This is a genomic window from Roseateles sp. PN1 (genome assembly GCF_038419725.1).
Classification (GTDB): domain Bacteria; phylum Pseudomonadota; class Gammaproteobacteria; order Burkholderiales; family Burkholderiaceae_C; genus Paucibacter_A.
The window spans coordinates 76,585-96,659 of sequence record NZ_JBCARA010000004.1; the positions used below are offsets into that span (position 1 = coordinate 76,585).

A 20,075-nucleotide genomic window follows, 5' to 3' on the forward strand; every position below is an offset into this window, starting at 1 on the left:
TCGAGAGCCCATGGAAGATATTCTGATCAACTGGACGCCCCAGGAGACCCGCGTTGCCGTGGTCGAAAACGGCGCGGTGCAGGAGCTTCATGTCGAGCGCACCCTGGAGCGCGGCCTGGTGGGCAATGTCTACCTCGGCAAAGTGGCGCGGGTTTTGCCCGGCATGCAGTCCGCCTTCATTGACATCGGCCTGGAGCGAGCCGCGTTTTTGCACGTGGCCGATCTCTACGTGGCCGGCGCCACCGGCCAGCACCGCAGCAATCACCATGCCGAAGCGGGTGTGGCCACGCCGATTGAGCGGCTCTTGTTCGAGGGTCAGACCTTGACCGTGCAGGTCATCAAGGACCCCATCGGCACCAAGGGCGCGCGCCTGTCGTCGCAAATCAGCATCGCCGGTCGCATGCTGGTGTTTTTGCCGCAGGACGATCACATCGGCATCTCGCAAAAGATTGGCTCGCCCGAGGCGCGTGAAGCCTTGCGCAGCCGGGTGCAGGCCTTGGTGGGCAAGCCCGAAGACGGCGGCGGCGGTGGCTTCATTCTGCGCACCAATGCCGAAGACGCCAGTGACGAAGAGCTGGGTGCCGACATTGCCTATCTGCGCCGGGCCTGGAGCCGCATCCGTGAAAAGGCCTTCAATTCGCCCCCGGCCAGCTTGCTGCATCAAGACCTGAGCTTGGTGGAGCGGGTACTGCGCGATTTGGTCAACGAGCACACCGGTTCCATCCGCATCGACTCCAAGCTGCAGTTCGATGTCTTGCATGGTTTTGGCGAAACCTTCATGCCGGCGGCCACCGCCAAGCTGGAGCATTACCGCGGCGAGCGGCCGATCTTCGACCTCAACAATATCGATGCCGAGATTGGCCGGGCGATGGCGCGGCGGGTGGACTTGAAGTCGGGCGGCTATCTGATCTTTGATCAGACCGAGGCCATGACCACCATTGACGTCAATACCGGTGGCTTCGTCGGTGCGCGCAATTTTGACGACACCATTTTCAAGACCAATTTGGAAGCTGCCGGCACCATCGCGCGTCAACTGCGCCTGCGCAATCTGGGCGGCATCATCATTGTCGACTTCATCGACATGACGCGGGACGAGCACAAATCAGCCGTGCTGAGTGAATTCCGCAAGCAGTTGGCCAAGGACCGCACCAAGGTCACCTTGGGCGGCTTCACCCAGCTGGGCTTGGTAGAGATGACGCGTAAGCGCACGCGGGAATCGCTGTCACGCATGCTGTGTGAGCCTTGCCCGACTTGCGAAGGTCGAGGACAGGTCAAAACAGCCCGCACCGTCTGCTACGACATCATGCGCGAGATCCTGCGCGAGGCACGCCAGTTCTCGCCCAAGGAGTTCCGCATCGTGGCAGCGGCGAACGTGGTGGAGATGCTGCTGGATGAAGAGAGCCAGCATCTGGCGGGTTTGTCGGACTTCATCGGCAAGCCGATCTCTCTGACGGCCGAGCCCTCGAACCAGACCGAGCATTACGACATCGTGCTGATGTAGTGTTGGCCGCGCGTCCGCGCGTCCGTCCGTCCGTCCGCGCTTCCCGGGCAGGCAGGCCGTTGCTGGATGCGGTCGAGGTGACAAACCGAGTCCTCCAAACTCTGCCGCTGGTCGGCATCTTTTGGGCTTAGGTACAAAGCGCCTACATATTCGGCACCAAGCCCGTAACTTTGGTTTCCGCACGGGGGCGATAATGGTGAGCGTTGAGGCTGGCCGCATGGGCTGGGGCTGGCCACACGACTCGGCCACAGGCTGATACAAGCGAAAGCTGTGTGTTTGCCATGCTGGTGCAGAATAGCGAGTGTTGTCGCCGCCGGTGGTTTGAACCGGATTGTTCACCTGGCCCCGCAAACATCCCTGCATGACATTCCGTTCTCCTCAAAATTTCTTCTTGTCACGGCGCGCCGCTTTGGGCGGCTTGGCGAGTACCGCAGCGCTTTCATTGGCGACCTTTGCCCGGCCTGCGCAAGCTCAGTTCCGCGTCGATATTTCCGGCGTTGGCGGCAGCCAAATCCCGATTGCCCTGCCTGAATTCCGCGATGAGTCTCGCAGCGGCCAAGCCGTGGCGGCCATCATTCGCGCCGACCTAGAGCGCAGTGGCCAGTTCCGCATCATTGATGCGCCTGCAGGCCTGTCGGAGACATCCTCGCCCGCCTGGAGCGAATGGCGTGGCCGCAATGCGGACGCCTTGGCGGCCGGCTCGGCCAACCGTTTGGCGGATGGCCGCATCGACCTGCGTTTTAAGTTGTGGGATGTGGTCAAGGGCCAGGATATAGCTAGCGAAGCCCATGCGGTGACGCCCGAAGACGTGCGCCTAGCTGCGCACCGCATTGCCGACACCATTTACCAAAAGCTGACCGGTGAGCGCGGCGTCTTCGCCACCCGCATGGCTTATGTCACCAAGGCCGGCGGCCGCTACGCCTTGCGCATCACCGATTCGGACGGCGAGGGTGGCCAAGTGGCCTTGGCAAGCCCTGACCCCATCATCTCACCGGCCTGGTCACCGTCAGGCCGCGAGTTGGCTTATGTGTCCTTCGAGGCTCGCAAGGCCGTGGTCTGGATTCAAGACTTGTCCACCGGCAAGCGCCGCGTCCTGGCCGACTTCCGTGGCAGCAATAGCGCGCCGACTTTTTCGCCCGATGGTCAGCAGGTGGTGCTGACGCTGTCGCGCGAGGGCGGCTCACAACTCTTCATCATGAATCGCGACGGCGGTGGTTTGCGTCGCCTGACGCAAAGCTCGGCCATCGACACCGAGGCAGCGTTCTCGCCCGATGGCCGCTCGCTCTACTTCGTCAGTGACCGTGGTGGCAGCCCGCAGATCTACCGCATGGCCTTGGCCGGTGGTGGCGCCGAGCGCGTGACCTTCAGCGGTGCCTATAACATCAGCCCCGCCATCAGCCCGGACGGCCGCAGTATGGCCTATATCACTCGTTTGGGTGGCGGTGCGTTCCGCCTTTGCGTGATGGATCTGGCTAGCGGCGTGGTGCAGCAGATCAGCGACAGCAATGATGATGAGAGCCCCAGCTTCTCACCCAACGGCCGCTTGCTGGTTTACGCGACCCGCGCGGCCGGTCGCGATGTGCTGATGACCAGCACGCTCGACGGCAAAATCAAGGCCAAGCTGATTTCCAGCTTGGCCGATGTGCGCGAGCCTGTGTGGGGTCCGTTCACGCGTTGATGGTGCATCCATCACCTGTTCCATTTTTTTCAGCCCTGTTTGGGGCGCTTAATCACTGACCGCAATTGCTTGCGAATATAAAAAGGAGTGTTTTCAATGAAACTGAACGCGAATCTGAGTCGCTATGCCCTGTCTCTGCTGGCCGCCGCTGCGCTGGTTGGCTGCGGTTCCGCCGTCAAGCTGGATGAGCCGGCACCCGTCGAGACCCGCCCCGTTACGGCTGCCACTAGCAATACAGCCAACACCCAGCCCATGGCTGAGTCCACCGTGAAGACCGTGGACCTGGGCGCCCAGCTGACCGCTGCCGTGGCCAATCAACGTGTGGTGTATTTCGACTTTGACAGCTACACCGTCAAGGAAGACAACCGCGGCCTGATCGACGCGCACGCCAAGCGCCTGAACAACGACCGCAAGCTGGCTTTGAACCTGGAAGGTCACACCGACGAGCGCGGCGGCCGTGAGTACAACCTGGCCCTGGGCCAGAAGCGCGCCGAGGCCGTGGCCAAGTCGCTGACTCTGCTGGGCGTGAATGCCAACCAGGTTGAAGCCGTCAGCTTCGGCAAAGAGCGTGCTGCTGACGCCGGCCACGACGAAGCCGCATGGGCGAAGAATCGCCGCGTTGAGCTGAAGGACAAGTGAAATGAGCTTGCTGCGTTCGCGCGGGTCATTGGCATTGATGCTGGCGCTGGCGGCGGCTTGCTCGCTGAGCTTGCCGGCCAATGCCGGCTTGTTTGAAGACGAGGATGCTCGCAAGGCCATCATCGAGTTGCGTACCCGTGCTCAGCAGAGCGAGGATGCGCAGCGTCAGATGAACACCCAGTTGCAAAACCAGGTGGAGCCTCTGCGGCGCAGCGTGCTGGATCTGAATGCGCAGATCGATGTCTTGCGCAGCGAGATTGCCAAGCTGCGCGGCCAGAACGAACAGCTGGCGCGTGACCTGTCGGAAACGCAGCGCAAGCTGAACGACCAGGCGCAGGCCCTGGACTCGCGCTTGAAACCGCTGGAGCCGCAAAAGGTCAGCCTGGATGGCCGCGAGTTTCAGGTCGATCCGGAAGAGCGCCGCCAGTACGACGCGGCCATGGGCTTGGTGCGACGCGGCGATTTCGCCGAGGCTGCCAACGCCTTCGCCAGCTTCGGCAAGCGCTTCCCGGCCAGCGGCTACAGCGATTCGGTGCGTTTCTGGCTGGGCAATGCCCTGTATGGCAAGCGCGACTACAAAGAGGCGATTGCCACCTTCAAGGCCTTCATCTCCGGTAACCCCGAGCATCCGCGTGCCGCTGAAGCCTTGTTGGCTCTGGCGAACTGCCAGATCGAGCTGAAGGACGCCAAGGCAGCCCGCCGCAGCCTGGAGGACCTGATCAAGGCCTATCCCGGTAGCGAGGCTGCCAAGGCTGCCAAGGAGCGCATGGCTTCTCTGCGTTGATCAAGCGCTGCTCGCCAGCGTCAAAAATGCTTTCAAGGGCCCTGCATGCAGGGCCCTTTCTTTTGTGCGCCACTAAAATCCAGCCATGCTTGAATCTCATGTGATGACCGCCGCCAGCCTGGACCAGGATCCTCTTGATGCCGCCGACGCGGAACGCCGCTTCGGCGGCTTGCGCCGGCTCTATGGCGCTTCGGCCTATACCCGGCTTCGCAATGCGAACGTGGTCGTGGTGGGCTTGGGTGGCGTGGGTTCATGGGCGGTGGAGGCCTTGGCGCGCTCCGGTGTTGCCTCGCTGACGCTGATCGACTTGGATCAGGTGGCTGAGTCCAATATCAATCGCCAGGTGCAAGCGCTGGGAAGCACCGTTGGCATGGCCAAGGCCGAGGCCTTGCGCCTGCGTGTGGCCGATATTCATCCCGGCTGCCAAGTGCGGGTGATCGAGGAGTTTGTTGATGAAGCGAACTGGCCCGGGCTCTTGGGTGAGGCGGCTGGTTTGGATGGCGTCATCGACGCTTGTGACCAAGTGCGCGCCAAAGCGGTGATGGCTGCCTGGGCGCGAAGCCAAGGCTTGCCCTATGTGACTGTTGGCGCGGCTGGTGGTAAGCGTGAGCCGAGCTTGTTGAGCGTGGCTGACCTAGCGGATGTGACGCATTGCCCCTTGTCTGCATCACTGCGCCAGCGCTTGCGTCAGCAATACGCCGCGCCCCGCAAGGGCAAGCTTGGCGTGTCCTGCGTGTTCTCGCGTGAGGCCGTGCATCTGCCGCAGCAAGAGGAGGGCGAGGCCTGCGATGTGGACGGCAGCCTCAACTGCCATGGCTACGGTTCCAGCGTGATGGTGACCGCCAGCTTCGGCATGGCGGCGGCCGCTGAGCTGGTCAAAAAGATTCTTGAAAGAAATTTTGAATAAGTTCTTGCACTCGACATGAATTCGGTATTAGAATCATAGGCTTCGCAAGGTTCGGGTCGTTAGCTCAGTTGGTAGAGCAGCGGACTTTTAATCCGTAGGTCGCAGGTTCGAGTCCCGCACGACCCACCAGAATTTAGTGTGAAATTAGTATGTAATACTAAAAAATTCATGCTAGAATGTGAAGCTCGAAAACGTTAAGGAATTAACGAATTCGAATGTAGGGCTCTTAGCTCAGTTGGTAGAGCAGCGGACTCTTAATCCGTAGGTCGAGTGTTCGAGTCACTCAGGGCCCACCAAAATTAAGAATGGACAAAGCACCGAATGCGTAAGCACTCGGTGCTTTTTTCATTGCGCATTTGATTTTGAGTCTGGGTTTCGCATCTTCTTCTCTTACTGCCGTTCTACTCTTAAAGTTCGGCTCTGGTTCTTTGTCCTGCCTGAGGCTTGGCCCTAAGAAAAAGATCGTCCTGCTGGCTTCGCTTGTATTCAGTGCGCTTGTCGCGCAGGCGAAGGATGTTGTTATTGATGTGCGAAGCCCAGCGGAGTATGCCGAGGGCCATGTCAGCGGTGCGCTCAATATCGAGCACGGTGAAATCGCCAAAGAGATTTCAAAGTCCAATATTGCCAAGGACGACAAGATTGTCTTGTATTGCCGATCCGGGCGGCGTTCTGCCATTGCTCTGGAATCACTCAAGCAACTCGGTTATTCGAGGCTTGAGAATTACGGCGGCTTGGGGGAGGCGCGCGAGCGATTGAAGCCGGCTGCGGCATCAGAAAGCCCCCGAAACTAGCGCGGTGCCGTGCCTGCCCCTTTGTTGAGGTGCCGGGCTTGATGGTTCGCTTGATGGCGAGGTGCGGGCTGGCAGGAAAATTGCCAAGCGGCCGATTGGCGAATGCTTGCTGGCTGTGCCGTGTTGGCGCATCGCAAGTAATGTGGGGCTATTTGGATGGGGTAGATCAATGTCCACCGGCGATTCATCGCAAAAGATGTCGCCAAGTTGCAGCAGCTGAGTCGCTGCTGGTCCCATCGGGAGGGTATGGGAAAGTGGGGTTGACGAGCCTTGCCCCGGCACTGGTCACAACGGTTAGGGCTGCTTGGTTCCCCATCTGACCCGGTTGGCCGCGCTTCCATGCGAGGAGGCCCGTCAAGGAACATTGTAGCCGAGGCGCAGGGCGGCCTCGGCCAATTGCCTTAGTTCATTTCAGCGAAGTTGCAAATCGTCGTCGCTGAAGCGAATGTTCAGCGGCTCGATCAGCAGCTGTTTTTCGCCTTCTTCCAGCTGGCCCGCCACCCAGGCATCAATGCCACAGGCCTTGGAAATTTCAACCGTGCGAGCAGCGTCCGCTGCGGGCACGAAGATGGCGAAGCCCGCACCCATATTCAGCGTGGAATAGGCCTCGCGGTCGTCCTGCTTGGCGTGTTCTTGCATGAACTTCAGCACCGGCGTGACGGGCGGCACGGTGTGAATGCGGTAGGTGAACTTGCCTTGGTGGCGCAGCAGCTTGCGCCAGCCGTGGCCGGTGATGTTGGCGCAGTAATGGGGCTGGATGCCAGCCTTGAACAGGGCCTCAGTGACCGGCGAGTAAAGCGTTGTGGGCGCCAGCAGGGCATCGCCATAGCTCAGGCCGGGTTCGATTTCGGTCAGATAGCCTTGGGGCAGGCGCTCCACCAGCTTGCGAGCCAAGCTCAGGCCGTTGGCGTGGATGCCGCTGGAGGCAAGCAGCACGATGGCGTCGCCGGCGCCCAGCTTGTCACCCACCGACAGGCGCTCCTTGGGGTTGATCAAGCCGGTGCACGAGGCTGCCAGGTCGATGCGACCGGCTTCGACGATGCCTGCTAGAGCGGGCGTTTCGCCGCCGCCCCAAGCCACTTGGCAAACGTCGCAGGCGCGCTTCCAGCCTTCCACCAGGCTTTGGGCGCGCTGCTTGTCGCCGAACCAGTCGGAGCCGCCGGCGGCCCAGTAGGCTTGCACAACCAGAGGTGTGGCGCCGACCGTGATCAGGTCGTTGACGGCCATGGCGATGGTGTCTTGGGCGATGCCGTCGTAATAGCTCTTGCCGGTCAGCTGACGCATTTCGTCAGCCACCAAGGTCTTGGTGCCCAGGCACTCGACGATAGAGGCGATGTAGAAGGGGCCGACGTCAACCACATAGGCCGACTCACCGCGCGAGGCCAGCACCTCGCTGAAACCATGGCCGGCCAGATGGGCTCCGGTGGCCGCAGCGGCGCGTTGGGCGCTGATCTTCAGCGGGTCGATCAGGTCGTAATTGACACCGGCTTGTTCGTAGCTGAGGGTGTCATTCGCGGAGGAGGGGGAGGAGGGGGCGTGCGTGCTCATGGGGTTGGATTATCGGTCAGGTCCGAGCCTTTAGAATCCAGCGCATGAGTTACCAGGTTCTCGCGCGAAAGTACCGTCCCCACAGCTTTGAAGAGTTGGTGGGTCAGGAGCATGTGGTGCAGGCCTTGGCCAATGCATTGACGCAGCAGCGTCTGCATCACGCCTATCTGTTCACCGGCACGCGGGGCGTGGGCAAGACCACGGTCTCGCGCATCCTTGCCAAGAGCCTCAATTGCACCGGGCCGGATGGTCAGGGCGGCATCACCGCCACGCCTTGCGGCGTTTGCGACGCTTGCCGTGACATCGATGCCGGCCGCTTTGTGGATTATGTTGAGCTGGATGCGGCCTCCAATCGCGGTGTCGAGGAGATCTCGCAGCTGCTCGATCAGTCGGTCTACAAGCCGGTGATGGGTCGCTTCAAGGTCTACATGATCGACGAAGTTCACATGCTCTCGAACACCGCCTTCAATGCGATGTTGAAGACGCTGGAGGAGCCGCCGGACTATTTGAAATTTGTGCTCGCCACCACCGACCCGCAAAAAGTGCCGGTCACCGTGCTGTCGCGCTGCTTGCAGTTCAATCTGCGGCCGATGGCGCCGCAGACGGTGCTGAGTCATCTCACGCAAGTCTTGCAGGCCGAGAATGTGGCGGCCGATGCGGGCTCTTTGCGCTTGATTTCCCGCGCCGCGCGCGGTTCGATGCGCGATGCACTGTCGCTGACCGATCAGGCGATTGCCTTTGGTGCAGGCAGCTTGGTGGAAGAGGGCGTGCGCCAGATGTTGGGCACGGTGGATCGCGGCCATGTGGTGGCGATTCTGGACGCCTTGATTGCGGCTGACGGCGCCGCCGTGGTGGCGCAGGCCGATGGTCTGCGCAGCCTGGGTTTGTCTGCGGCCGGCACGCTGGAGGACTTGGCGGGCTTGTTGCAGCAAATGGCTGTGGCTCAGGCCGCACCTGGTGCCTTGATCGAATCCGACCCTGATACCGCCGAAGCCATGCGACTGTCGGCCATGCTGCCGGCCGATGAAATTCAGCTGATGTACAGCATGGCCTTGCATGGCCGACAAGAGCTGGCCCTCGCACCGGACGAATATGCCGGCATGCTGATGGTCTTGCTGCGCATGCTCAGCTTCCGCCCTGCGGGAGGTTCGGGTGCTTCTGGTGCAGGTGGTCAGTCGCTTGTGAAGCCAGTGGCGCGTCCGGTGGCTCGGCCGATTGCGGCATCAGCTGCCGCGACAACGGCTGCGCCCGCAGCTTCGTTTGCAGGCAATTCAGCGGCCGCTGCCCATGCCCCGGCGCCACGCGCTGACGCGTCGGCACAGTCCGTGCAGGCGGCACCGCTGCAAGCAGCCGCGACGTCCGCGACCGCCCCTGCCGCCGCGTCGCCAGAGGCTGAGCCAGAACCCGAACCAGAGCCTGCTTCAGAACCGGCACCAACACCTTCGACTGCGCTCTCATCCGCAGCGGCACTGCCGCCGGTTGCGATGGCGGCCGGCTTGCAAGCGGCTGAGCCGGCTGCGCCGCCGTTCATTGCCTCGGCAGCGCCTATTGCTTCTACTGCGCCTGTAGCTCCTGCTGCGGTCTCGGCGCCCGAGCAGCCCTCAGCCTCAGCCCCAGCTGCGCCCGCCTTTCGCGCCCGAGCGCCCGAGGCGGACGCCAGCCACAGCGCACGCCTGCGTCCGCGTCCGGTGGTGCACAAACCCGAGCCTGAGCCCGAGGATGATGTGCCGCCCTGGTTGGATGCCGCGCCGGCGGCTGACGATGAAGGCGGCGGAAGCCGGCCCTACGGCCCTTCGGACTTGAATGATGACGGCGAAGCTCAGGCTGCAGGCGAAGACTGGTCGCCCAGCGATCGTGTCCGGCCTTCTTCGGCCGAGCGCAATGCTTATCTGTCAACCGCAGGCGCGGACGTGCCCTTGCGGCCCACGGCGCTGGGCGAGCGCTGGGCTGAGCTGATCCGCCCGCTGGGCTTGACCGCCCTCACGCGTGAACTGGCCGTGCGCTCGGAGTGCGTGGGTTTCGAGCAGCAGGGTGAAATGCAGATCTGGCGCCTGCGGGTCGAGCGAGAATCGCTGCGCCAACCCGCGCTGCGCGACAAATTGCAAGCCGCGCTGGAAGCCGGCCTGCAGCAAAGCGTGCAAATCGAGATGGAGGCCGGTCAGGCCCATGATTCGCCCGCCTTGCGCGATGCGGCTGCCGCCCAGGCCAAGCAGCGTGCGGTGGAGCAAATCGTCATCAAAGACCCGCTGGCCCAGCAGTTGCTAGCTCAGTTCAAGACCGCACGCATCGTGCCGGGCTCAATCAAGGCGCACTGACACCCTCGGGTGTTGCTGAGCCATATTTTTTGAATTTAGAGGAGTATTGAAAATGATGAAGGGTCAACTCGCCGGCTTGATGAAACAAGCCCAGGCCATGCAAGACAACCTTAAGAAGGCGCAGGAGGAGCTGGCTTTTGTTGAGGTGGAAGGTCAGTCCGGCGCCGGCTTGGTCAAGGTCTTGATGACTTGCAAGAATGACGTCAAGCGCGTCACCATCGACCCCAGCCTGCTGGCGGACGACAAAGACATGCTGGAAGACTTGGTGGCCGCCGCTTTCAACGATGCGGTGCGCCGTGCCGAAGAAGTCAGCGCCCAAAAGATGGGCAAGCTGACCGCCGGCATGCCTATGCCTCCGGGCATGAAGTTCCCCTTCTGATGACCTTGCCTTCATGCGCTCTGCGCCGCCCCGCCAATGGGGCGTACTTGCTTGCGTGGCCACGCCGCCACGACGCTAGTTTCGGTTGCACCGGGCTCTTCGCAAGTGCTTGCGAGCGCGCTGCGGTGTTGCGGCGCGCATGACGGTTCTTGATCAGCTGATCGAGGCGCTCAAGCGCCTGCCCGGCGTGGGCCAGAAGTCGGCCCAGCGCATGGCTTACCACCTGCTGCAGCATGACCGCGATGGTGCGCGCAGCATGGCTTTGGCCTTGCAGGCGGCGGCCGAGCAAATCGGCCACTGCCAGCGCTGCCACACCTTCAGTGAAACGGCGCTGTGCAATATCTGCGCCGATACCGGTCGCGACGCCAGCTTGCTGTGCGTGGTCGAATCGCCGGCCGATCAGGCAGCGCTGGAGCGCAGCAATTCCTACAAAGGCTATTACTTCGTCTTGCTGGGCCGTGTCAGCCCGCTGGACGGCGTGGGCGTGCGCCAGATCGGCGCGGCGGAGTTGCTGGCGCGTGCGGCGGAGGCCGGCGTTACCGAAGTCATTTTGGCCACCAGCTTCACGGCTGAGGGCGAAGCCACGGCCCATGTGTTGGCCGAGGCGCTGCGTTCACGCGGCATTCGTGCCACGCGCCTGGCGCGCGGTGTGCCGGTGGGCAGCGAGCTGGAATATGTGGACCTGGGCACCATCGCCCATGCCCTGGTGGATCGCCGTTAGGGCGCCGCCTTCAATCCGGGCGCCATTTCAAGGCGTCATTCCTTCCCTCCATCTGAAGAGCCGACATGACCCTCGCCAACACCGCCATCCTGATCGCCTGTTTGCTGCCCATCGTTTGCGCCTTGCTGGCCAAGGCCAAGGGCTTTTCGCGCATGGGCCGCAGTGACGGCTACGACAACAACAACCCGCGTGCCTGGTTGGCCAAGCAAAGCGGTTGGCAGGCGCGCGCCAATGCCGCCCAGGCCAATAGCTTTGAGGCCTTGCCTCTATTCATTGCTGGCGTGCTGGTGGCCCAGCAAATGCATGCACCGCAAGAGTTGGTGAACAACCTGGCGCTGGGCTTTGTGGCAGCGCGTGTGGTCTATATCGGCCTTTACGTTGCCAATCTGGCCACGCTGCGCTCGCTGGTGTGGGGCGCAGGCCTGGCATGCAGCGTTGCCCTGTTCTTCATCGCCTGAATCAAAGCCTGAAACAAGCGGCGGCCCGGGACTGCAGCGCAATCGCCGGGCCGGCAAGTTCAGCGATGTGAGACTTGGCGAAAGCCGGTGTCGGCCGAGGCGGTGATGGAGCGGCCGTTGGGCTTGGCGTTGCTGCGAGCGGGCTTGCTGCTGGCCTTGCTGGCGGTTTGCACATTGCGGCTCTTGGCCGGTTTTTGCTGCGCGAGCTTCTCGCTGCTGCGACCTGTGGCGGTGTAGATCACCACGGTCTGGCCGGGCTTGAAGCGCGCTTTGGCATCCACCTTATTCCACTGCGCGACCTGCGAGGCGCTGATGTTGTAGCGGGCCGCCAGCGAGGCCACGGTGTCGGCTTTGCCGGCCTTGAGGCTGCGCTTTTGCAGCGGCGGCACATCGGGGGCCAGGGCCAGGCTGGCGTTATCGGCCAGGTGTTCAGACACATCCTCTTGGCGCTGCGCGGAGCGCGGCACCAGCAAGGTGGAACCCTGTTTGACCAGCATGCGAGGCGGGATCTTGTTGACGTCCAGCAGTTCCGACTCGGCCATGCCGACCTGGCGCGCGGCCTCGGCCGACTTCATCGTGCGCGGCACGACCCAGGCCGTCCAACTGGCCAGCGGGCCGCGGTGGGCGGCCAGATTGACCGCGAAGGCGCTCGCGTTGTCGTAGGGCAAGAGCACTTGCGTGGTCTTGGCCGCCAGCATCACCGGCTTGTTCATCTGCGGGTTGAATTGTTTGAACTCATCCACGCTCATGCCGGCCAGGCGGGCAGCCACGGCCAAGTCCATATCGCGGTCAATATTGACGCTCAGGAAATAGGGGTGGTTGGCCATGGGCGGCAGGGTCAGGGCGAACTTCTGCGGGTTCAAGACGATGTTCTTGACCGCCTGCAGCTTGGGGATGTAGTAGCGCGTTTCATCGGGCATGCGCAGGTTGTCGTAGTCGGTCGGCAGGCCGGCTTTTTGATTGCGCTCGATGGCGCGCTGCACATTGCCCTGGCCCCAGTTGTAGGCGGCCAGCGCGAGTTGCCAGTCGCCGCCGAACTTCTTGTTCAGGCGGCTTAAGTAGTCCAGCGCGGCGCGGGTGCTGGCCAGCACATCGCGGCGGTCATCGCGGAAGATGTTTTGCTTGAGGTCGAAGTCACGGCCGGTGGCCGGCACGAACTGCCACATGCCCGAGGCCTTGGCGGTGGACATGGCTTGCGGGTTGAAGGCGCTCTCGATGAAGGGCAGCAGGGCCAACTCGGTGGGCATGCCGCGCTTTTCCACTTCTTCGATGATGTGGAACATATAGCGGCTGCCGCGCTCGGTCATGCGGGCCACGTAGTCGGGCCGGCTGCTGTAGTAGTTCTCGGCCTTGCGCACGAGATCGTTGTCCAGCTCAGGCATGGCGAAACCGCTGCGCACCCGCACCCACAAGTCTTCGCGGGCCTGCAGGGCGTCCAGATCGATCACCATGCCGGGGTTCAGGCTGTCTTCCAGCAAAGCGCCAGCGGCCTCGCTGTTGGCGGCTGCCGGCAGGCCGGTCTTGGCGCTGGTGCTGCTGGAGGGGCTCCAGGTACGCGCTTGCAGATGGCGATCACTGGGGGTGGTGGCGCCATTGCCCGCTGTGTCGGTGCTGGTGCTGGCGCAGGCGCTCAAGAGCAGGCTGATCAGCGCCACTAGGGGCAGGGTGGCAGAGCTTGGGTGGCTGTTTTTGGTCATCGGAATTCGTTCTTCCATGCCCGCAAACGGGCGAAAGTGGTGTCGGGCCTGAGTTCAGCGGGCGTCACCGATGGATGGATGCTGGCGGCCGCGGCAATCACGGCGGGCTCGCTGCAGCGCAGGAATGGGTTGATCTGCAGCTCCAGCGCCAAGCTGGAGGGCAGGGTGGATAAGTCTTGCTCGCGCTGGGCGATGGCCCAGGCTTCATGCTCGGCCAGGGCCTGATTGGCGGGTTCCACCGCGCGGGCGAAGCGCAGATTCGACAAGGTGTATTCGTGGGTGCAGAACACCCGGGTGGCGGCGGGCAGGGCGGCCAGCGATTGCAAAGAGGCGTGCATCTGCGCCGCCGTGCCTTCGAACAGGCGGCCGCAGCCGGCCGAGAACAAGGTGTCGCCGCAGAACAGCGCGGGGGCGTCCGCATCGGCGGCGTGTTCCAGGAAGTAGGCGATGTGGCCGGCGGTGTGGCCGGGCACGTCGATGACCTGAAAGCGCAAACCCAGCAAGTCCACGGTATCGCCACCGTGCAGGCCAATGCAAGGCTGAGGAATCACTTCGCTGGCGGGGCCGTAAACGGGGCCGTGCAGATGCGGGCGCAAAGCTTCAATCCCGCCCACATGATCGCCGTGGTGGTGCGTCACTAGAATGCCTGCCAGACGCAGGGAAAGGGCCGACAAGGCTTGCAGAACCGGGCTCGCGTCACCCGGATCGACGACGATGGCTTGTTGGCCGTCGTGAAGCATCCAGATGTAGTTGTCGCTGAAGGCTTTGATCGCCACAACCGTGCCAGTGAATGGGCGGCCTGCAACTAATTCCATACTGCCTTGTTCATGCGGCGAGATCCATGACACGCGAAGATTCGATTATAGAGTTGACCGACTGGTTACAGACCCCTCCCGGCCAGTATCTGCTGAGCTGGGAGCAGTCGCGCTTCGATGAGGCTGTGGCCGATATTTTTGGCTTTCACGCGCTGCAGCTGGGCCTGCCCGAATTGGCCGGTCTGCGCAGCAACCGCATGCCGCACCGCTGGTTGGCCAGCGACGGCCCGCAGTGCGCACAAGCGACGCTGCTTTGCGACTTCGATGCACTGCCTTTTGACAGCAATAGCCTGGACTTGCTATTGCTGCCGCACGCGCTTGAGCTTGCGCATGACCCGCACCAGGCGCTGCGTGAGGCCGAGCGGGTCTTGCGGCCCGAAGGGCGGCTCTTGATTTCGGGTTTGAATCCGGCCAGCTTGTGGGGGCTGAGGCAGAATCTCGGCTCCGTGCTGCCGGGCCAAGGCCCCATGTTCTTGCCCCAGGAGGGTGAGTTCATCGGCTACTGGCGCTTGCGCGACTGGTTGCGCTTGCTGAATTTTGAGGTTGATGCCGCGCAGTTTGGTGCTTACGCGCCGCCTTTGCGCAGCACGCGCTGGCTGCAACGCTGGTCCTGGGTGGAGGGCATAGGCTCACGCTGGTGGCCGGTGTTGGGCGCGGTTTATTTTCTGGTGGCGGTCAAGCGGGTGCGCGGCATGCGCTTGGTCGGGCTGGAGCGTCAACGCAAAAAGCAGCACCGGGTCGCGGCCGCGCCGGTGGTGGCCAGGCAGCATCACAAGAAGTCCATTTTCGAGAATCCATGAATCAAGCTCCTAGTACCCCCGGCGCCGCAGCGCCCGCCATGCCCAAGCCCGTGGTTGTGATCTACACCGACGGTGCTTGCAAAGGCAACCCCGGCCCTGGCGGCTGGGGCGCTTGGCTGAGTGCCGGTGGGCATGAGAAAGAGCTGTTCGGCGGCGAAGCCAACACCACCAATAACCGCATGGAGTTGACGGCCGTGATCGAGGCGCTCGCCTCGCTCAAGCGGACCTGCCAGGTCACCGTGTTCACCGACAGCGAATATGTGCGCAAAGGCATGACCGAATGGATCTCGGGCTGGCAGCGCCGTGGCTGGAAGACGGCCGACAACAAGCCGGTCAAGAACGCCGACCTCTGGCAGCGCCTGGACGCCTTGCGCAAGCTGCATCAAGTCGAGTGGCGCTGGGTCAAAGGTCATGCCGGCGACCCGGGCAATGAACGCGCCGACGGTCTGGCCAATCGGGGTGTGAGCCTCGCTGGGCGTTAATTCAATCGTCGATGCTGGCTGATTGATCTCAGCCGCGCCTGGCTGAGACTGTGCCATCACCGCCATTCATGGCCAGCATCCGGTCTTTCATGCCCCTGTTGGCTGCCATTCCCTGCCAAAGCCCGTAGAGTCCGCGCTCGGAGAACCTCACGCATGACGCTGAACGAAAAGAATATGAAGCCAAAGTCCTGGGTCAAACCCGTTGCCGTGCTCGCGCTGGTGCTTTTGGCGGGTGGCGCCTATTTTTGGCAGAACGGGGCGCCAAGCGCGCTGGGCGGTGCCAATGGCAAGCCGGACGCCAATGGCGGGGCCGCGCAGAAAAAGGGTGCCGCTAGCGCCATCGCGGTCGAAGCTGGCCGGGTCGAGGCGCTGGACTTGTCGGTGGACGCGCAAGCCGTGGGTACGCTGCGGGCGCGCCAGTCGGTGACGCTCAAGCCTGAGGTCAGTGGTCGCATCACCAAGCTGGGCTTTGTGGATGGTCAGCGGGTGCGCCAGGGCCAGGTGCTGGTGCAGTTGGACGACAGCCTGCAAGCCGCGCAGCTGCAGCAAGCCGAGGCGCAAGCCAGCATCGCGCGAACCAATCTGGCCCGTAACCGCGAGTTGCTGGCGCAAAGCTTTGTCAGTGCCAGCGTGGTGGATCAGGCCTTGGCGACCTTGCAAGTGGCCGAGGCGCAAGTCGCCCTGAGCCGCGCCCAACTGGGCCGCATGCAGGTGCGCGCGCCTTTTGATGGCGTGGCGGGCATTCGTGCCGTCAATCTGGGCGATTACGTCAAAGATGGCAGCGATTTGATCGCGGTGGAAGACGCCTCCACCATGTGGGTGGACTTCCGCCTGCCCGAGCGTTTTGTGCCGCAACTCAAACTCGGCCAAGCCGTGGGCTTGAGCCTGGATGCCTTGCCGGGCCGCACGTTTACCGCCTTGGTCGAAGCGCTGGACACCACGCTGGAGGCCAATGGCCGCAGCCTGCTGGTGCGCGCCAAGCTGGCCGGCGCCCATGCCGAATTGCGCAGCGGCCTGTTTGCACGCGTGCGGGTGGAGTTCTCCAAACATCAAAACGCCTTGCTGGTGCCGGAAGAGGCCTTGGTGCCTCAGGGCGGCAAGCAGTACATCATCAAGCTGGTGTCCGATGGCGCAGGTGGCTTCAAGGCCCAGCGCATCGAAGCCAAGCTGGGCCTGCGTATGCCCGGCAAGGTGGAATTGCTTGAAGGCGTGCAAGCCGGCGACCGGGTGGTGACGGCCGGGCAGAGCAAATTGCTCAAGGGTGAGGGTCAGGCCTTGACCGTGGTGGATGTGGACAAGCAGGGCAAGGCCCGCGGGGCGAGCCAAGCTTCTGCTGCGGCAGCCTCGGGCAGCGCTGCTGCCAAGCCACCCGCCAGCGCAGCCAGCAAGTGAGCCGCGCATGAAGATCTCTGAACTCTCCATCCGCCGCCCCGTCTTCGCGACGGTGATGTCGCTGCTGCTCTTGCTGGTGGGGCTGGTGTCCTTTGGCCGCTTGTCGCTGCGCGAGTACCCGCGCATCGACGAGCCGGTGGTGACGGTCAGCACCCGCTTGGTGGGCGCATCGAGTGAGGTAATCGAAGGGCAGATCACCAAGCCGCTGGAAGACTCCATCGCCGGCATCGACGGGGTGGAGATCCTCACCTCCAGCTCGCGCACCGAAAACAGCCAGATCACCGCGCGCTTCAAGCTCGAGAAGAACCCCGATGTGGCCGCCGCCGATGTGCGCGACCGGGTTGCCCGGGTGCGCGGGCGCTTGCCTGATGCGGCCGATGAGCCGGTGGTGGCCAAGGTGGAAGCCGATGCGCAGCCCACCATCTGGATTGCGTTTTCCAGCGAAACGCTGAACCCGCTGCAGATCACCGATTTGGTGGAGCGCGTTGTCAAGCCGCGCTTGCAAACCATCACCGGCGTGGCCGATGTGCAGACCGGCGGCGACCGCAAATACGCCATGCGCATCTGGCTCGATGCCGACCGCCTGGCCGCCTACAAGCTGACCGTGCAGGATGTGGAAGACGCTCTGCGCCGCCAGAACCTGGAAGTGCCGGCCGGCCGCATCGAGAGCCAGCAGCGCGAATTCAGTGTGACGGCGCGCACCGACATCAACACGGTGGCCGAGTTCGCCGAAGTCATCGTCAAGCAAAGCAGCGGTGCGCCGGTGCGCTTGAAGGATGTGGCGCGGATCGAGGAGGCTGCGGCCAGCGAGCGCTCGCGGGTGCGCCTGAACGGTGTACCAGCGGTCAGCCTGGGCGTGGTGCGCCAGGCGACAGCGAACCCGCTGGAGGTCTCGGCCGGGGTGCGCGAGATGCTGCCCAAATTGCAGCTCGATTTGCCGGACAGCATCAAGGTGCAACTGGCCAATGACAACTCCATCTTCATCGACCGTTCGATCAAGTCGGTCTATCACACCATCGCCGAAGCGGTGGTGCTGGTGGCCTTGGTGGTGTTTGTATTCCTGCGCACCTTGCGCGCCTCCATCATCCCCTTGGTGACGATTCCGATCAGCTTGATCGGCAGCTTTGCGCTGATGGCCGCCGCCGGTTTCACCGTCAACACCCTGACCTTGTTGGCCTTGGTGCTGGCCATCGGCCTGGTGGTGGACGATGCCATCGTGGTGCTGGAAAACATCTTCCGTCACATCGAAGAGGGCTTGGAGCCTTTTCAGGCTGCACTCAAAGGCGCGAAAGAGATCGCCTTCGCCGTGCTGGCCATGACCATGACCCTGGCCGCGGTGTTCGCGCCCCTGGCTTTCACGCCCGGCCGCACCGGGCGGCTGTTCGTCGAGTTCGCGCTGACCTTGGCCGGTGCCGTGGTGGTGTCGGGCTTTGTGGCGCTGACGCTCACGCCCATGATGTGCAGCAAGCTGCTGCGCCATAACCCCAAACCAACACGGTTTGACCAGGGCATGGAGCGTGTGCTGGTGGCCATCAGCGATAGCTATGCCCGGGCTTTGCGCCGGGCCTTAGGCGTGCGCAGGGCGGTGGTGGCTTTGATGTTGGTGTCGGGCGCGGGCAGCTGGTATTTGTTCAGCACAGCCAAGTCCGAGCTGGCCCCGGTGGAAGACCGTGGCGTGGTCTTCATGCCTGTCACCGGGCCGGATGGCGCGACCATGGAATTCACCGCCCGCTATCTGGACGCGGTGGACCGCATCGCCGCCAGCTATCCTGAATTCGACCGCGTGTTTCTCTTTGCGGGCGGCGCCACGGTGAACTCAGGCACGGCCATTCTGCGCACCGTGGATTGGGGCGACCGCACGCGCAGCACGCAAGAGATTGCTCGCAGCATGCTGCCGCAAGTGAGCATGCTGCCGGGCGTGCAAGCCTTCCCCATCACGCCTGCCAGCTTGGGCCAGGGCTTCCGTGAGCGGCCGATCAACTTTGTGGTGGTCACGAGCGACAGCTATGCGAACCTGGCCACGCTGACGCAAAGTTTCATGGCCGAGATGGCCAAGAACCCGGGCTTGATCCAGCCCGACAACGACCTGCGCCTGAATAAGCCCGAGCTGTTCATGGATGTGGATCGCGAGCGTGCGGCCGATCTGGGCGTGTCGGTGGACGCGATTGCGCGCACGGTCGAGACCATGTTGGGCAGCCGCGCGGTCACGCGCTACAAGCGCGGCGCCGATCAATACGATGTGATGGTGCAAACCGAGGCCGCCGGCCGCGCCACGCCCGAGCAGATTGAGCGCTTGTTTGTGCGCGGCCGTGGCGATGTGATGGTGCCGCTGAGCAGCCTGGTCAAGGTGCGCGAGGCGGTCAGCCCGCGCGAGTTGAACCACTTCAACCAACGCCGCTCGGTCGCCTTCACCGCCAATCTGGCACCGGGCTATTCGCTCGGCGAGGGCCTGGCTTTCATGGATGCCACGGCCAAGAAGCTCTTGCCCTTGGGCTATGCCACCGAGTTGAACGGCGTGTCGCGCGAGTTCAAGAGCAGCAGCGGCGCGCTGGGCCTGGTGTTTGTGCTGGCGCTGCTCTTCATCTTTCTGGTGCTGGCGGCGCAGTTTGAGAGCTTCATCGATCCCTTCGTCATCATGCTGTCGGTGCCGCTGTCCATGGTGGGCGCGCTGCTGGCGCTGAAGTGGTCGGGCGGCACGCTCAATGTCTATTCGCAAATCGGCTTGATCACGCTGGTGGGCCTGATCACCAAGCATGGCATCTTGATCGTCGAGTTCAGCAATCAGCTGCGCCAGCAAGGCCGCTCGGTGATGGAGGCGGTGGTGGAAGCCTCGGCCCTGCGCCTGCGCCCCATTTTGATGACTACCGGCGCCATGGTGCTGGGTGCCTTGCCTTTGGCGCTGGCCAGCGGTGCGGGGGCTGAGAGCCGCCAGCAAATCGGCTGGGTCATTGTGGGCGGCATGAGTTTGGGCACCTTGCTCACGCTGTTTGTTGTGCCCACCATGTACAGCTTGTTTGCGCGCAAGAGCACACCCGGCGCCATCATGACGCCGGCGGTGGAGGGCGTGGACTAAGCGCCGCTGAATCAAGGGTATTCACGGCGGGGCCAGCGCTGGCGGCGCATGCGAATATGCAGCGCCTGCCACTTCGGGAATCTGCCGTGAAACTC

17 protein-coding genes, 2 tRNA genes and 1 other RNA gene are annotated in these 20,075 nt (G+C 63.1%); 16 read left to right on the forward strand and 4 right to left on the reverse strand.

Annotation, left to right across the window (positions count from 1 at the left end; genetic code table 11):
- The first annotated feature begins 10 nt into the window (after positions 1-10).
- The 8 genes from rng (at position 11) to AABB87_RS07615 (ending at position 6,300) form a co-directional block, all read left to right on the forward strand.
- On the forward strand, positions 11-1,501 hold the full coding sequence (gene rng, locus AABB87_RS07580) for a ribonuclease G (protein WP_341970680.1): 1,491 nt from the start codon (positions 11-13) through the stop codon (positions 1,499-1,501).
- A 361-nt stretch (positions 1,502-1,862) separates the two neighbouring features.
- Entirely contained in the window at positions 1,863-3,179 is a 1,317-nt protein-coding gene (gene tolB, locus AABB87_RS07585; protein ID WP_445944844.1) for a Tol-Pal system beta propeller repeat protein TolB, read from the forward strand.
- Between the two features lie 96 nt (positions 3,180-3,275).
- Entirely contained in the window at positions 3,276-3,818 is a 543-nt protein-coding gene (gene pal / locus AABB87_RS07590; protein ID WP_341970682.1) for a peptidoglycan-associated lipoprotein Pal, read from the forward strand.
- 1 nt (position 3,819) lies between these two features.
- A complete protein-coding gene (ybgF, locus tag AABB87_RS07595; protein ID WP_341970683.1) occupies positions 3,820-4,602 on the forward strand; it encodes a tol-pal system protein YbgF in 783 nt (260 codons plus the stop codon).
- An 85-nt stretch (positions 4,603-4,687) separates the two neighbouring features.
- Positions 4,688-5,509, forward strand: coding sequence for a tRNA threonylcarbamoyladenosine dehydratase (locus tag AABB87_RS07600; protein WP_341970684.1), 822 nt, complete (start codon positions 4,688-4,690; stop codon positions 5,507-5,509).
- Positions 5,510-5,562: 53 nt separating this feature from the next.
- Positions 5,563-5,638, forward strand: a tRNA-Lys gene (locus tag AABB87_RS07605).
- Between the two features lie 91 nt (positions 5,639-5,729).
- Positions 5,730-5,805 (forward strand) — tRNA-Lys (locus tag AABB87_RS07610).
- Between the two features lie 60 nt (positions 5,806-5,865).
- Positions 5,866-6,300 (forward strand): rhodanese-like domain-containing protein, encoded by a 435-nt coding sequence (locus AABB87_RS07615; RefSeq protein ID WP_341970685.1) that lies wholly within the window; start codon positions 5,866-5,868, stop codon positions 6,298-6,300.
- A 259-nt stretch (positions 6,301-6,559) separates the two neighbouring features.
- Here AABB87_RS07615 and ffs read toward each other — a convergent pair.
- Positions 6,560-6,656: signal recognition particle sRNA small type (ffs, locus tag AABB87_RS07620), an RNA gene on the reverse strand.
- A 55-nt stretch (positions 6,657-6,711) separates the two neighbouring features.
- Positions 6,712-7,848, reverse strand: a complete 1,137-nt coding sequence (locus tag AABB87_RS07625; RefSeq protein ID WP_058719153.1) for an AIR synthase-related protein — start codon at positions 7,846-7,848, stop codon at positions 6,712-6,714.
- Between the two features lie 44 nt (positions 7,849-7,892).
- On the opposite strand from AABB87_RS07625, the gene dnaX reads away from it, so the two are divergent.
- The 4 genes from dnaX to AABB87_RS07645 all read left to right on the forward strand — a co-directional run bounded on the left by dnaX (position 7,893) and on the right by AABB87_RS07645 (position 11,721).
- Positions 7,893-10,163, forward strand: coding sequence for a DNA polymerase III subunit gamma/tau (gene dnaX / locus AABB87_RS07630; RefSeq protein ID WP_341970686.1), 2,271 nt, complete (start codon positions 7,893-7,895; stop codon positions 10,161-10,163).
- 52 nt (positions 10,164-10,215) lie between these two features.
- Entirely contained in the window at positions 10,216-10,542 is a 327-nt protein-coding gene (locus tag AABB87_RS07635) for a YbaB/EbfC family nucleoid-associated protein (RefSeq protein ID WP_058722097.1), read from the forward strand.
- Positions 10,543-10,681: 139 nt separating this feature from the next.
- Positions 10,682-11,263, forward strand: coding sequence for a recombination mediator RecR (gene recR / locus AABB87_RS07640; protein WP_341970687.1), 582 nt, complete (start codon positions 10,682-10,684; stop codon positions 11,261-11,263).
- Between the two features lie 65 nt (positions 11,264-11,328).
- Entirely contained in the window at positions 11,329-11,721 is a 393-nt protein-coding gene (locus AABB87_RS07645; RefSeq protein WP_341970688.1) for an MAPEG family protein, read from the forward strand.
- Between the two features lie 59 nt (positions 11,722-11,780).
- On the opposite strand, the gene AABB87_RS07650 is transcribed toward AABB87_RS07645, so the two are convergent.
- A complete protein-coding gene (locus AABB87_RS07650) occupies positions 11,781-13,418 on the reverse strand; it encodes a transglycosylase SLT domain-containing protein (protein ID WP_341970689.1) in 1,638 nt (545 codons plus the stop codon).
- Entirely contained in the window at positions 13,415-14,233 is an 819-nt protein-coding gene (gene gloB / locus AABB87_RS07655; protein ID WP_341970690.1) for a hydroxyacylglutathione hydrolase, read from the reverse strand. The genes AABB87_RS07650 and gloB overlap by 4 nt, the downstream gene beginning before the upstream one ends.
- Before the next feature lie 26 nt (positions 14,234-14,259).
- On the opposite strand from gloB, the gene AABB87_RS07660 reads away from it, so the two are divergent.
- The 4 genes from AABB87_RS07660 (at position 14,260) to AABB87_RS07675 (ending at position 19,980) form a co-directional block, all read left to right on the forward strand.
- Positions 14,260-15,033 carry a class I SAM-dependent methyltransferase gene (locus tag AABB87_RS07660; RefSeq protein WP_341970691.1) on the forward strand — a complete coding sequence of 258 codons (774 nt, stop codon included), beginning with the start codon at positions 14,260-14,262 and terminating at the stop codon, positions 15,031-15,033.
- Positions 15,030-15,515, forward strand: a complete 486-nt coding sequence (gene rnhA / locus AABB87_RS07665; protein ID WP_341970692.1) for a ribonuclease HI — start codon at positions 15,030-15,032, stop codon at positions 15,513-15,515. The genes AABB87_RS07660 and rnhA overlap by 4 nt, the downstream gene beginning before the upstream one ends.
- A 153-nt stretch (positions 15,516-15,668) precedes the next feature.
- Entirely contained in the window at positions 15,669-16,907 is a 1,239-nt protein-coding gene (locus AABB87_RS07670; protein ID WP_341970693.1) for an efflux RND transporter periplasmic adaptor subunit, read from the forward strand.
- Positions 16,908-16,914: 7 nt separating this feature from the next.
- A complete protein-coding gene (locus tag AABB87_RS07675) occupies positions 16,915-19,980 on the forward strand; it encodes an efflux RND transporter permease subunit (protein ID WP_341970694.1) in 3,066 nt (1,021 codons plus the stop codon).
- Positions 19,981-20,075: the final 95 nt, after the last annotated feature.

Coding starts and splice junctions, on each gene's coding strand:
- rng (WP_341970680.1), top strand. CDS start 11: ATGGAAGATATTCTGATCAACTGGACGCCCCAGGAGACCCGCGTTGCC.
- tolB (WP_445944844.1), top strand. CDS start 1,863: ATGACATTCCGTTCTCCTCAAAATTTCTTCTTGTCACGGCGCGCCGCT.
- pal (WP_341970682.1), top strand. CDS start 3,276: ATGAAACTGAACGCGAATCTGAGTCGCTATGCCCTGTCTCTGCTGGCC.
- ybgF (WP_341970683.1), top strand. CDS start 3,820: ATGAGCTTGCTGCGTTCGCGCGGGTCATTGGCATTGATGCTGGCGCTG.
- AABB87_RS07600 (WP_341970684.1), top strand. CDS start 4,688: ATGCTTGAATCTCATGTGATGACCGCCGCCAGCCTGGACCAGGATCCT.
- AABB87_RS07625 (WP_058719153.1), bottom strand. CDS start 7,848: ATGAGCACGCACGCCCCCTCCTCCCCCTCCTCCGCGAATGACACCCTC.
- dnaX (WP_341970686.1), top strand. CDS start 7,893: ATGAGTTACCAGGTTCTCGCGCGAAAGTACCGTCCCCACAGCTTTGAA.
- AABB87_RS07635 (WP_058722097.1), top strand. CDS start 10,216: ATGATGAAGGGTCAACTCGCCGGCTTGATGAAACAAGCCCAGGCCATG.
- recR (WP_341970687.1), top strand. CDS start 10,682: ATGACGGTTCTTGATCAGCTGATCGAGGCGCTCAAGCGCCTGCCCGGC.
- AABB87_RS07645 (WP_341970688.1), top strand. CDS start 11,329: ATGACCCTCGCCAACACCGCCATCCTGATCGCCTGTTTGCTGCCCATC.
- AABB87_RS07650 (WP_341970689.1), bottom strand. CDS start 13,418: ATGACCAAAAACAGCCACCCAAGCTCTGCCACCCTGCCCCTAGTGGCG.
- gloB (WP_341970690.1), bottom strand. CDS start 14,233: ATGGAATTAGTTGCAGGCCGCCCATTCACTGGCACGGTTGTGGCGATC.
- AABB87_RS07660 (WP_341970691.1), top strand. CDS start 14,260: ATGACACGCGAAGATTCGATTATAGAGTTGACCGACTGGTTACAGACC.
- rnhA (WP_341970692.1), top strand. CDS start 15,030: ATGAATCAAGCTCCTAGTACCCCCGGCGCCGCAGCGCCCGCCATGCCC.
- AABB87_RS07670 (WP_341970693.1), top strand. CDS start 15,669: ATGACGCTGAACGAAAAGAATATGAAGCCAAAGTCCTGGGTCAAACCC.
- AABB87_RS07675 (WP_341970694.1), top strand. CDS start 16,915: ATGAAGATCTCTGAACTCTCCATCCGCCGCCCCGTCTTCGCGACGGTG.